The sequence below is a fragment of the Microcoleus sp. FACHB-SPT15 genome (assembly GCF_014849525.1).
Taxonomy (GTDB): domain Bacteria; phylum Cyanobacteriota; class Cyanobacteriia; order Cyanobacteriales; family Coleofasciculaceae; genus Symplocastrum; species Symplocastrum torsivum.
This window is the reverse complement of record NZ_JACJNU010000007.1, coordinates 193,651-206,229: the sequence shown is the minus strand read 5'-3', so window position 1 is coordinate 206,229 and position 12,579 is coordinate 193,651. Positions and strand designations below refer to the sequence as shown.

The 12,579-nt window shown below is 47.5% G+C and carries 10 protein-coding genes; 6 read left to right on the top strand and 4 right to left on the bottom strand.

All coding sequences use genetic code 11. The features are described from left to right. Positions 1 to 42: 42 nt before the first annotated feature. The gene (locus H6F98_RS03445; RefSeq protein WP_192217269.1) at positions 43 to 2,145 is read right to left on the bottom strand and encodes an ATP-binding protein; all 2,103 of its coding nucleotides are present in this window, start codon (positions 2,143 to 2,145) and stop codon (positions 43 to 45) included. Positions 2,146 to 2,471: 326 nt separating this feature from the next. On the opposite strand from H6F98_RS03445, the gene coaD reads away from it, so the two are divergent. The 4 genes from coaD (at position 2,472) to H6F98_RS03425 (ending at position 6,184) form a co-directional block, all read left to right on the top strand. Continuing rightward, a complete protein-coding gene (gene coaD / locus H6F98_RS03440; RefSeq protein WP_192217268.1) occupies positions 2,472 to 3,026 on the top strand; it encodes a pantetheine-phosphate adenylyltransferase in 555 nt (184 codons plus the stop codon). Further along, positions 2,933 to 3,634: an ATP synthase F0 subunit B gene (locus H6F98_RS03435; protein WP_192217267.1), complete on the top strand. Its 702-nt coding sequence runs from the start codon at positions 2,933 to 2,935 to the stop codon at positions 3,632 to 3,634. The genes coaD and H6F98_RS03435 overlap by 94 nt, the downstream gene beginning before the upstream one ends. Positions 3,635 to 3,786: 152 nt before the next feature. Then, positions 3,787 to 5,130, top strand: coding sequence for a glutathione-disulfide reductase (gene gor, locus H6F98_RS03430; protein ID WP_192217266.1), 1,344 nt, complete (start codon positions 3,787 to 3,789; stop codon positions 5,128 to 5,130). A 265-nt stretch (positions 5,131 to 5,395) separates the two neighbouring features. Beyond that, on the top strand, positions 5,396 to 6,184 hold the full coding sequence (locus tag H6F98_RS03425; RefSeq protein ID WP_199348264.1) for a DUF3891 family protein: 789 nt from the start codon (positions 5,396 to 5,398) through the stop codon (positions 6,182 to 6,184). Positions 6,185 to 6,345: 161 nt separating this feature from the next. Here H6F98_RS03425 and H6F98_RS03420 read toward each other — a convergent pair whose 3' ends face one another. Both H6F98_RS03420 and H6F98_RS03415 read right to left on the bottom strand, forming a co-directional pair. Beyond that, positions 6,346 to 8,115, bottom strand: a complete 1,770-nt coding sequence (locus tag H6F98_RS03420) for an N-acetylmuramoyl-L-alanine amidase (RefSeq protein WP_192217265.1) — start codon at positions 8,113 to 8,115, stop codon at positions 6,346 to 6,348. A 148-nt stretch (positions 8,116 to 8,263) separates the two neighbouring features. Beyond that, positions 8,264 to 8,809 carry a pyridoxamine 5'-phosphate oxidase family protein gene (locus H6F98_RS03415; RefSeq protein ID WP_192217264.1) on the bottom strand — a complete coding sequence of 182 codons (546 nt, stop codon included), beginning with the start codon at positions 8,807 to 8,809 and terminating at the stop codon, positions 8,264 to 8,266. A 237-nt stretch (positions 8,810 to 9,046) separates the two neighbouring features. On the opposite strand from H6F98_RS03415, the gene H6F98_RS03410 reads away from it, so the two are divergent. Further along, on the top strand, positions 9,047 to 10,759 hold the full coding sequence (locus H6F98_RS03410; RefSeq protein ID WP_192217263.1) for a CTP synthase: 1,713 nt from the start codon (positions 9,047 to 9,049) through the stop codon (positions 10,757 to 10,759). A gap of 76 nt (positions 10,760 to 10,835) precedes the next feature. Beyond that, complete coding sequence (locus tag H6F98_RS03405) at positions 10,836 to 11,255, top strand: hypothetical protein (RefSeq protein ID WP_192217262.1); 420 nt, start codon at positions 10,836 to 10,838, stop codon at positions 11,253 to 11,255. A 69-nt stretch (positions 11,256 to 11,324) separates the two neighbouring features. Here H6F98_RS03405 and H6F98_RS03400 read toward each other — a convergent pair whose 3' ends face one another. Continuing rightward, positions 11,325 to 12,563: a DUF4336 domain-containing protein gene (locus H6F98_RS03400; RefSeq protein ID WP_192217261.1), complete on the bottom strand. Its 1,239-nt coding sequence runs from the start codon at positions 12,561 to 12,563 to the stop codon at positions 11,325 to 11,327. Positions 12,564 to 12,579 lie beyond the last annotated feature (16 nt).

The window sequence follows — 12,579 nt, the reverse complement described above, 5'->3', positions numbered from 1 at the left end:
TATTGCAGCAAGCCTTCTCACTGACATAACCCAATAGATTAATCAGTTAATTTCTTGATGCCAGAGGATCTCTGCTACTCGCGTTATGCCATTCTTTAAGTGACGCCTAAAGGTACTAAAGGGTAAATTGAGTAACTCAGCCGCTTGTTCCTGAGTGGGTGCTGGGTGTAGATAGGTATGATAAAGCGCCCGATAGCATTTAGCATCACGAGGGGATGCCTCTAATGATTCAGCCGATTCTCGTAGCAAACCCTGTAAAGCTGCAATTGCCTCAGTCCCTTCAGCGGTGACAGCCACTTTCTCCATCACTAAACGCGATCGCAACAACGGATTATTCTGTAGCGCATCTGGACGAGAAAGATCTCGCAGGGCATCGCGTACCGCCCCCATAAAATCAGCTTGCGAGAGAACCACTAACGGTTCAGTTACTTGAGATGATGCGATCGCTTGTGCCGAAGCCGCAATCTCCCGTTGTGCCAGCAACGCTTGCCACGCCTTCATGGGTAACACTCGCCAGTCATGCCCATATACTCCATAGCGTCGTCCTCCCACCTCAAAATCTGCTTCCGGAAGACGTGCCAAGTCAGCATAGGCAAACATTGCCGCCCAATCCTCCGGTTCCGCACAAGGAAAGAAGGTAAACGCAAGTCCTGCTGTGAGGCGATGATGTTGCACAAAGTTAATAAAAATCAGGCTTTGAGTTGGTGACGTTGTTTGGTAAGTCTCCCGCGCCATCCAGAAGCGAAATAGAGTTGCCCCTTCATTAGTTCTCAACGGTGCATGGTTTTGTAGGTAATGCCATGTTGAACGTGCCGCTGGATCTACAGTTAAGTCCTCGTTACTCGCCTGATGTAGCGCCACCATCATCACAAACCCGGCTGGCTGCTGTTGAGCGTCCCGAAACACCAACACCCCTTGTGGCTGCCGTCCTAGCCAGTAAGCCGCCAGACGCGCTGATTCCTCTCCTTCATACTCAGTAACCATCCGCAGCAGTGCTGGTTTGTCTGTTTCCCGAAAGGAATCCGTCAAGAGAGTGCTATTTTCCTGCCAAGTGAAACGGGGTCTAACGGCTGGGTTGTCCCGATGTAAGAAAATGTAGTCGAATAGAATCCGATGCTGCTCCTGACCTTGAGTCTGCTCCAAACGACTGGTGTAGTAGGTGCGAGCACGTCCGTGAAGTTCGGCATACCAGTCAGGATTACGCCAACGCAAATCTGCAATTAAGACTTCACGCGCCAAGTCATGAGGAAATAGTCCTTGTTGACCCGGTTCAATAAATGATAGCTCTCGCAGCCAATCAAATAACTCATGAACATCAGGCATCCCTAACATTCTGGCCAGTAAGGCTTCTGTTGTCAGGCGCACCAAAGCACAAGCCTCCAATGCCATGCGGTGAGCGGTGCTTGGAACCTGTTGTACAAATTTTTCCAACAACGCCTTTATTACATCCGGCACAGCATCAGGCTGAAATTGGATATCCCCTTTCTGAGCAAACACATCCGCCACTAGGGAAAGAGCTAGAGGATAACCATGGGTAAAATCTAGAACTGAGCGGTGTTGGACAGGTGGGACAGCTCGTTTGCTCAAATAGGTGCGGCTTTCCTCTGGGCTGAGGTTACGCAATGGCAAGATATGGATTAAAGCTTGCCATCCTGGGTCAGCTCTCCAAGTTGAGGAGGGAGAGTGCCGTCCGGCGAGAACAATTAAGGTTGTGGCTGGCAATTGAGGTAAGAAAACTTCTCGTAGCCAGTCATCAAGGGGTGCAAAGGTTTCGTAGGTGTCGATTAGAAGAACTTTATGTTCCAATTCGGCAGCGAGAACCGGAAGCGAGTCGTTGGGATTCAGGTTCATGGCGAACCGCAATGCACTTAAAAAAGACTCAGGAGCCGGTTCGACATTACGAGCGTCTATGGATACAGTAGGAGCCTGGGCTTTTTCACAAATCCGAGTAAACTCACTCAGCAAAGTTGTCTTACCAACACCACCCGGCCCAAAGACGTGCAGGACTTGAAACGGTAAATCAACGGTGTCAGCGTTGTGTCTGGTTGGGAGAATTACCGACTCAAATAGCTTCAGCTCCAAAGCACGCCCAACAAACCGACTATGCCTTGCCTCACTGAGACGTTCTGCCAGTGATGATGACATTGGGTGCCCTCTCGATTTATTTGCAGTCAATACTCTTTGTTTAACCTACTTTGATGGAGTTTTGACCAAGCACGGAGGGATAGAGGATGGTGTTGAGTCATCAAATATGACAGGAAATCTTTACCAGCCGTTAACGTTGATAGTTAAGAAGCGATCGCTAAATGTTGTTTAAGCATTTTTTCATCAACAAGCACGGCAACGGCTTTCCTAGCCGTATAGACACCAGCGATAGGAAAATCTCATTATTAATCGTCTTCCAATAATCGTGTTGAGGTTGACTGGTATCGGTATAATCACCTGAGTAACTTCCCTGATGCTCTTTTCTCGTGATTGCAATTTATCCGGGTAGCTTCGATCCCATCACCTTAGGTCACCTCGACATCATAGAGCGTGGCTCTAAGCTCTTCGAGCAGGTGATTGTTGCCGTACTTCGTAACCCCGACAAATCTCCCTTATTTACAGTGCAGGAACGAGTTGAGCAGATTCGTAAATGCACAATAGATCTACCTAATGTAGAAGTTGACAGTTTTGCTGGTTTGACCGTGGAATATGCAAGACTGAGGAATGCTAAAGTGCTGTTGCGGGGGCTACGGGTACTTTCAGATTTTGAAAAAGAACTCCAGATGGCTCATACCAATGAAACCCTCTGGGATGAGATCGAAACCGTTTTTCTCGCCACGTCTAACGAGTACAGCTTCTTAAGCAGTAGCGTGGTTAAAGAGGTTGCCAGGTTTGGCGGCTCTGTCGATCATCTTGTTCCCCATGCTGTTGCCCTAGATATTTACCGATGTTACGCCGAGACTCATCCAGGATCGACCCCCCCGACCGCGACGAACCCAGCAACCCCAACGACCCGCCTCCGAGTCGATCAGGAGGTGTAGACATACAGCAGGAACTCAACCGGATTGAGGAGATTCTTTTTGATAGCCCTCATATCCCCTTCACTAAGCGCACGTTGGTGGATGAAGAGGTATTGCTGGCTCAACTGGATTTGATTCGGGAGAATCTGCCGGACGCCTTTGACACAGCCCAAAAGATTGTCCGCCAGCGTGAAGAAATTCTCTTGCAAGCGGAAGAATATGCCCAAGAAATTATGGAAGCTGCTGAGCGAAGGGCTGATCAGCTTTTGGATGAAATGGGCATTATTCAGCAGGCAGAACTCGAAGCGAGTCAAATCCGACAACGGGTTCAGCAAGAGTGTGAGGCAGTTCAAGAGCAAACTCTGGCTGAGATTGAGCGGATGCGCCTACAAGCTCAACAAGAATTGGAGCAAATGCGCCAATTAACGCTTGCCGATTGTGAGGATATTCAAAACGGTGCTGACGAATACGCCGATTCAGTACTGCTTAGTATCGAGCAGCAGCTTACTGATATGCTTCGGGTTATTCGGAACGGACGACAGCAGTTACAACCGGAGGACGACTATCCGAGCCAGACAGATTCTGGTAACTCAGTACCCAGAAGCTCGGTACCTCCGCCTAAGAAGTGAGGGGAGATGGGGAAGATGGGGCGGTCGGAAGTTCATACACATAAAATTTTGGAGTTTTTCACTTATCGCCTCATCACCCCTCTTGTGCTAGTAAGGGTGTGTCATACTACTGCCCTAGTTCTTACACTTGAAGAGTAGAGGGAGGTTACCAAATGACATACGATTACGATTTGTTTGTGATTGGGGCGGGTTCTGGCGGAATTGCGGCGGCAAGACGGGCGGCTCAATATGGAGCTAAGGTTGCGATCGCAGAATTCAAGGACTTGGGTGGTACTTGTGTCAATCGGGGCTGTATTCCCAAAAAAATGATGGTTTACGCCTCCCATTTCCCTGACCTGTTTGAGGATGCTCAAGGCTTTGGCTGGAGTCCCGTACAAAGTACCCTTGATTGGAAAAAGATGATTACTGGCGTTCATAAGGAACTGGAACGCCTCAACGGGGTATATCAAAACATGCTGGATAAAGCAAGCGTGGAACTGTTTCGGGGTTATGCGAAGTTCCTCGACCCCCATACCCTGGAAATCGGAGACCGTAAAGTGACAGCGGATAAGATTTTGATTGCTGTCGGGGGATATCCAGTTAAGCCAGATATTCCAGGCATGGAATATGCGATTACCTCGGATGAGATGTTCCTCCTCGAAGAGCAACCCAAGAGACTCTTAATTATGGGTGGCGGCTACATCGGTGTGGAATTTGCCTGCATTATGAATGGCTTGGGTTCCGATGTGACACAGATTATCCGGAATGACCTGATTTTGCGAGGATTTGACGACGATATTCGTGCTGAGATTCAACAGGGGATGCAAAAGCATGGAGTCCGGATGCTGATGATTACTGACCCTCCAATCATTGAAAAGACAGCAGAAGGGCTGAAGGTAACGCTCGGAGGTAAGCACAACGAAACCATAATTGTAGATACCATTCTTGCAGCTACAGGTCGTAAGCCGAAGCTCAAGAACCTAGGGATAGAGAATGCTGGTGTAGAAATTAACAATGGTGCGATCGCAGTTGATCAATACAGCCAAACTTCGCAAGAAAATATTTTTGCCGTAGGCGATTGCACTGACCGTATGAATCTAACACCTGTAGCGATTAACGAAGGTCGTGCCTTTGCCGATACGCAGTTTGGCGGTAAATCCCGGACAATGGCTTACGACAATATACCCACTGCCGTTTTTTCGACACCGGAAGCGGCAACAGTAGGGTTAACAGAAGCCCAAGCACGGGAACAGTACGCTGAGGCGGTGAAGGTGTATCGCGCCAAGTTTAAACCCACGTACCATAGCCTCAGTGGTCGGGACGAACGAATCATGATGAAGTTAGTCGTTGAGGAGGATACCGAAAAGGTACTCGGTGCCCACATGGTCGGCGAACAGGCAGCAGAAATCATTCAAGGAGTTGCGATCGCAATCAAAATGGGAGCAACGAAAAAAGACTTCGACGCTACAGTCGGACTCCATCCTTCGATCGCTGAAGAGTTCGTCACGATGCGCTAAACATCATATCCCTTAGTACAGCAGTATTGTAGGGGCGCTGCGTCTTGCGCCTCTAAGTCGAATGCTTATTCTTTTAACCTTCTCCTAAAAGTCGGGAGAAATTTGGACAGGTTCATTATCTCTGTCTTGATGCAGTGGGAAACCCTTCAATTCTCCAGGTAACCTGTAACAGCGATTCATAGTTTTCGTTTTCCGGGTGATGAACCCGAAGCGTGATTAGCAAGCAACATCTCTAGCAACTAACCACTAATCGAATCACCTAAAAATGGCGATTACTGAATCGGCTCTACAAGGATTACAAGGAATAAAGGAGAATCATCATTTCGTGATTGTCAACCAACATGAGAATGGTTGGGAAGTGATTTACCATCGCGCCCACGCCTTGCTTGCTGCTCAACTAGCGGGACATTGGAAGAAAGAAGATTCTCCAGTTCGCTTATATGAAACAATCGCGGCAATCTCCCACCACGACGATTTAGAACGTGAATGGGAAAGTAACGAACTTACACCTGCGGGTACACCCCTTGACTTTACCCTCGACAAATCCACTTCGTTTGACAAGCTGAGAGAAATGACGAAGAATTCCCAATACCGAGGGCGGTGGGTTGCCTTACTCATCTCGAAGCATATGAGCTTTCTCAATGAAGGCAAACGCGGAGAGTCAAAGGAAATGGATCAGTTTCTTGATGAGCAACTTGAGAATCAACAACGTTGGCAGAAAGAGTTGAAGTTGAAAAAGAAAGACGTTGAATATGCCTATGCTTTTATGCAATTTTGCGATCGCCTTTCTCTAATTCTCTGCAAAGGTGAGTTACCTGTAGGTGAACGGGCTTTAGAAATTTGCAAAGGCGCAGACGGCACACGCTATGACGTAGTTCAACTCAAAGATGAAAAAGTCACTGTCAAACCTTGGCCGTTTCAAGAGGAACCGTTTACCGTCAACGTTGAAGCCTGCTACCTCTCGCAAGTGAAATTTGAGGATAACGCTAGCCTCAGGCAAGCCCTGCAAACCGCACCACTCAAGATACTAGAGTGGACATTTGTCAAAGACTAATAGGTAGGGCTTCTTATAGCAAAAGGCAGAGGGCAGAGGGCAGAAGGTTTATTACTAGTATGTGGTTGTTTAGACCTTTAAATCTGTCCTAACCTTTATGGCAACAGCTAAACCTTAAAGGAGAAAGGGGAAAAGGAAAATTTCTCCATTCCCCTTTCCCTCTACTTGGCTTGAGTTGTCATCCATTCAGTAACGCCATCTGCGATCGCATTTGCCAATTTCTCTTGTTCTTGCGGATTGATCACCCACTCAAATTCTTCTGGATTGATCATAAAACCCAGTTCCAGCAACACTGCTGGGGTACTGTAAGGACGAGTCAAAGCCAGGTTATTCCAAAACACACCGTATGACGGACGCTTTAACTCTTCAACTAAGTAGTTGTGCAGAAACATCGCGAGATTGTGGGCTTGGGGGTGATACCAGAAGGTACCAATACCCTTCGTATTTATCGCATCACCACTATCAGGAAGGGCATTGTAGTGAATTGAAAGCGCGATCGCAGGTTGCAGTTGATCGATCATCTTCATGCGATCAGCAAGCGATACCTCTTTATCCTCCTCCCGTGTCATATATACTGTTGCCCCCCGTGCAATTAGCTGTTCTTGCAGCAGCTTAGACACCACAAGGTTGACATCTTTTTCTGGATAACCATTTGGCCCAATCGAACCCGTTTCTGTGCCGCCATGTCCTGGATCGACCAGTATTTTCATTCCCCTTAGCGGTTGATTCGCTTGAGAGAGTCTTCCCCCACGCCCCATTCTTGGCGGATGACGAAGAGAGAGAATAAGGCTTGTTCCCTCGTATCTAAGGCTATAACCCCACTGTTGTTGTGATTTGAGGTTGAAGGTGTATTGCAACTGCGTAGGGTTCACTTGTTGCCAATCCAGACGGGAAATTATAGGGTCATCATCTAGGCGAATTGTATCGGTTTGGGCGGTTGTGTTGTAAAGCGTTAGGGTAAACGTGCGATCGCCTTGCTGGACACTCACGGGCACGGGTGTTTGTAGCGGAAACACGACTTCTGTTGCCCCTTCAACCTGACGGGCGCTGATACTGCGAATGAGTGACAACGGCGGTACCGCACCTGGCAGAATGCGAACCTCCGATGCTTTAATCCAAGCACCATAGTCAAGGCGTACCCATTCCCCTTCTCGTCCTGTAACCGTTGCCCGAACACCTTTTGGTAAGGGTGTTAGGCGAGAGTAATCTGTACTTGGGCCTGTTCGGGCTGCACCCGCTTCGGCAATTACTTCTGCAACCTCTAGTTTTGCCGGAGAAAGAATCGACACGTTTCCTGGTGCAGGTTGGGTTGTTGTTTTACCATTCAATGTGAGCTGAAATTGCGGTTGCCCTAAGTTAACGGCTGTCGAAGCTGTGGCGCAACCCTGATATTGACCAATCGCTGATGTTGTAGCTGGTTGATTTTGTGCTGTCAATATCGCTGAATTAGGTGGTAGCTGAACCGCTTGGGATTGTTGCGGTAAGGGAATTGTTTGTTCACCTAACTTGACGGATACCGTAGCATTTGGAGGTGCGATCGCGCCAAAACAAATCAGTTCTCCTGGTAGTCTGGCAATATCTACCGTTGGTGTCAGCGAATCTTTACCAAAGGCTAAGCCAACTGGTACTTCTGGTTGAGTGGATTGCCGCGTGACTCGAAGCTGAATCTCCTGGTTTTGATAGCGTAACGTGAATACATTTTCTCCCAGTTGCAACGGGAAACTCGGTGCGAAATTTCCTGCTGCACTCCGGGAAACACGAGAACCATTGATCAACACTTCTCCTGCTGGTGGTGCTGTGCCAATTAGGAAAATGCGATCGGCAGTTGTCTGATGTTTAGTGGGAGGATAGGCAACATAAAGCGGTTGTTCTGCCCAAGCCGGAGAGGTAATCAAAGTTCCTAACAACGCCAATCCCAGGATAGTTCTCATTCTTAAAACTGAATAATTCTTTAAAACTCTATAACTTACTCTAATTTTTTAGATTCAGTGGTTTTAGGTTAAATGTTCATCGCTTAATAGTCAACCATCAAAAAAATATACTAATTCAATATTTCAATCGACAGCCTTTAATCTAGCCTTAATCTTCCAAAAGCTTAGTAGGTAAACCATCAATGCTTTTCAAATTCTTTGCCTGCCAATATTCATAAAGTCCTTGTTCACCTTTATTATTTGCCCAATCAATAATCGCTTGACGTTCTTCTTTAAATTCATAAATTGGTACACCTGTGCCACAAGATGTTTGTGCAAAATCAACTTGCATAAAAATAATTTGGCGTTCTCCTGGCACAGGATTAAATAGTGAATAGAAAGATTGCCAGTCTTCATTTCTTGGATGAATTACCTTCCCTTGACCATAAAGCCTCAAAATCAAAGGTTTTTCAGAAAAGCTACAAAACATAATAGTCATTCGACTATCTTCATTTAAGTGAGCGGCTGTTTCATTACCACTGCCCGTTAAATCAAGATAAGCAACTGTTTTGTTATCAATGCAGCGGAATGTATCGATGCCTTTAGGTGATAAGTTTATTCGACCTTGGCGTGGTGCTGTTGCTGTAAAAAAAACTTTTTGGTCTTTGATGAAATCTTGCAACGGTGCAGTGATATCTGGGTAAAACTTAGCCATTGTGTAACCTGCTTAAAAAGAATGTAATACTTTCGTAAAAGTTAGCAGCGATTTGTTACCGTTCAGAATAGCGGTGATTACCGTCTGTCTGCCGTCGAAGGTAAAAGGGAGAAGCATAAAATTGCCCTTTTGCCCACTTGCTAGGGCAGAGCGTACCACCAGCAACCAACAATTCTTGAAGAGTGTGGCACAATTGACGGGGTGAATCTCTAAAAGTCTTGTATTCTTAAAAATTTTATGACTAAGTTTGTCTTTGTAACAGGGGGCGTTGTCTCTAGCATCGGTAAGGGGATCGTTGCCGCCAGCTTAGGACGTTTGCTCAAGTCACGGGACTATTCGGTTTCGATTCTCAAGCTAGACCCCTATATTAATGTCGATCCCGGTACCATGAGTCCGTTTCAGCACGGGGAAGTGTTTGTGACGGCAGATGGTGCGGAGACAGATTTGGATTTAGGGCATTATGAGCGCTTTACAGATACATCCATGTCGCGCCTCAATAGTGTTACTACAGGCTCGATTTATCAGGCGGTAATCAATAAAGAGCGTCGCGGCGACTACAGGGGGGGTACGGTACAAGTCATTCCCCATATTACAAATGAAATTAAAGAGCGTATCCATCGGGTTGCGAGGAATACGAATCCAGATGTGGTGATTACAGAAATTGGCGGAACGGTGGGTGATATTGAATCCTTGCCGTTCTTGGAGGCGATTCGTCAGTTTCGTAAGGATGTTGGGCGTGATAATGTGCTTTATACCCATGTGACGCTGCTTCCCTGGATTCCGGCAGCAGGTGAGATGAAAACCAAGCCAACGCAGCACTCGGTGAAGGAACTGCGTTCAATTGGTATTCAACCAGATATTTTAGTTTGCCGATGCGATCGCCCCCTACATCCTGGGTTAAAAGAGAAACTTTCAGAATTTTGTGATGTCCCCGTCGAATCGGTAATTACGTCTCCGGATGCCAGGAGTATATATGAAGTCCCCCTAATTCTGGAGCGAGAGGGACTGGCACAGCAAGCCCTACAGTTATTACATCTACCGCAACGCGAACCCAACTTGAGGCAGTGGCAAACGCTGGTAGAGCGTCTTTATTCTCCAACGCGCCAGATTGAGATTGCGCTGGTTGGTAAGTATATAAGATTAAGTGATGCCTATCTTTCGGTTGTGGAAGCTTTACGCCATGCTGCGATCGCGATAGGAAGTGACCTAAACCTGCGTTGGGTAAGTTCTGAAGAGCTTGAATCTTACGGGGCTGAACATTTTCTGGCTGGTGTAAGTGGTATTGTTGTCCCTGGTGGCTTCGGTGTCCGTGGGGTTGATGGTAAGATTGCAGCGATTCAATATGCCCGTGAAAATCAAATTCCTTTCCTTGGCCTGTGTTTGGGGATGCAGTGTTCTGTGATTGAATGGGCACAGCACGTCGCGAGACTGGAAGAGGCAAACAGTGCAGAGTTTGCTCCTAATGCGGCAAATCCGGTGATTAACCTGTTACCAGAACAGCAAGATGTCGTGGATTTAGGCGGCACAATGCGATTAGGTCTATACCCTTGCCGTGTAGCGCCGAATACACTGGCGTTCTCGCTGTATCAGGATGAGGTGGTTTACGAACGTCACCGCCACCGCTATGAATTTAATAACGCTTATCGCAATCTGTTTTTGGATACTGGCTATGTGATTAGTGGGACATCACCGGATGGTCGCTTAGTAGAGATGATTGAACTTCCTAGTCATCCCTTCTTCATTGCGACTCAGTTCCACCCAGAGTTTCGCTCTCGCCCTAGTACTCCCCATCCTTTGTTCCAGGGGTTTGTGCAAGCCGCAATTCGCCTTGCCGAAGGGGTGTCGTCAGGCACAGCACATGGCGAAGAGGCACAGAAGTCGCTTATGGATGAGAGTATTGCCCACTCTAGCACCGTCTCAACACAACCATCTCCAGCAGAGGTATCTTGAACCATGCTTGTTCCTGTAATTGGGCAACCAAAAGCGTTTGTTCTGCCAGAACTCACTTTGTAAGTGAGGAGGTTTTGTGGCGTACTGGATAAGAGTTAATTACGATCGCAAAGAATATGTCGTTGATCTTGACCGTCTCAGTGCGTTTGTGTGCGCCCCAAATGGCAAGATAACGTTCTGGTTGCCCAACAGTGGAATCCCGATTATCATCAACCAGCAAACTGACCCAGAGGATTATCAACAAGTTTTTGGCTACATCCAAAACGTATCAGCACACGCACTATCTGGGTCTTGGCTACAAGTGAGTTATGAGCGCAATGATTATGTCATTGACCTCAACCGCATCAGTAGTTTTTGTCACTCTGCTAGTGGTCGATTAACATTTTGGTTACCAGATAGTTCGATCCCAATCATTATTAATGAGCAAAAAGACCCAGATACTTACCAAAAACTCCTAGATTACATTAAGCGCAAGACTGGGCATATCCTAACTTAAGGGTTCCCTTAAGCTGTCTGTCATGCCATTATTAGACGAGCAGGAAAGCGATCGCAAAAAATCACCACCTCATACATTGTCCTTCGCTGGCGACGTGATGCCCCTCTTGGTCAGGTTCTCTTCGAGTTTCCTTATAAATTCTAAGTCCTCCTCAGGTAGAGGCTGACTTCCACTTCCCAACGTGCCCTCACCGGAGGGCTTCTTCTCAAGAAAAGTGAACGCCTGCCGGAACTGCTGCGACCCTACCTCAATGGGCGCATCAAAGTGGCAGGGAATAATCCGATTGAAATACCACTTCGCCACCTTATCCGCCCAGTCGAGTACTTCCCTCTGTCCTTGGGTGAAAATGAACATCTGGAGAATCGGTGCGACAAAGGGACGACCGCCTCCTCGCAGCGCCTGGAATGACTGCTTCCAGTCGCTCTTCCATCGGAATGGATACAAACCAAAATACGCCCTTCTAGATCGATCTGGCGCTTTGAGAGCCTCCCGAAATGCCTGCCCCAGCCCAATCGTCTCCAACCTGCTTGGGCCGAAGTACAAAGCAAACAGTGAAATGCGCTGCCATCCCTTGCGGCGGTTTGCCTCAGTGTCTTCAACCACCTCGAATGCATTGTCTCTGGCGTGGAAGAGTAAGGGGTATGGGTCAACTTGGACAATCTCTGGTGGTTTTTCGGGCACAGAAAGCACGGAATCTGTTACTAATAGAGTGCGCGATCGCTTGTGAAATAATGCCACTTCTTCAAAAGAACCCCGTCCGAGATTAATACTCAGCACCTCGTAGTCAAACTCCTCACCAAACGGAGTATCACCGCTAGCCTCTGGGAGTATCTGAGTCCGTTTAGTAGGGAAACCAAGCCAACCCAGTGGCAGATTCAGCGGAAAGCTCCACTGGTTTGCAGTCACAAAAACTTGTGAAGCAGGAAACTGCCTAGCGAAAGGACCAACGAAGACCTTGTGTTCTAAGCCAGAGGCAGTTGGCAGGATGATATACTTCACCTCACCGTGCTTCGCTTCCAACTCCTTAACAAGGCGGATACACTCTTTTGTCGGCGCAACTGGCGCATAAACGAGGAGTCCTCCTTTTTCGAGCTTAACCACACTCATGCGAATCGGTACGACAGTATAGAGGATGCCCTGCAACTGGTCGAACGTCCAGATCGTGTCCTTAACCACTTCTTTGCGAACAGTTCGCCGCCTATTGTATGGGTAGAGCGGCACAGTAAGCCAGAAACGCCAAGACCAGTCTCCAGGACTGATACTCGCACTATCCTGTTGCCCCTGCGAAATTAACTGTGTCCTCAACATATGCTTTTGGTACGCT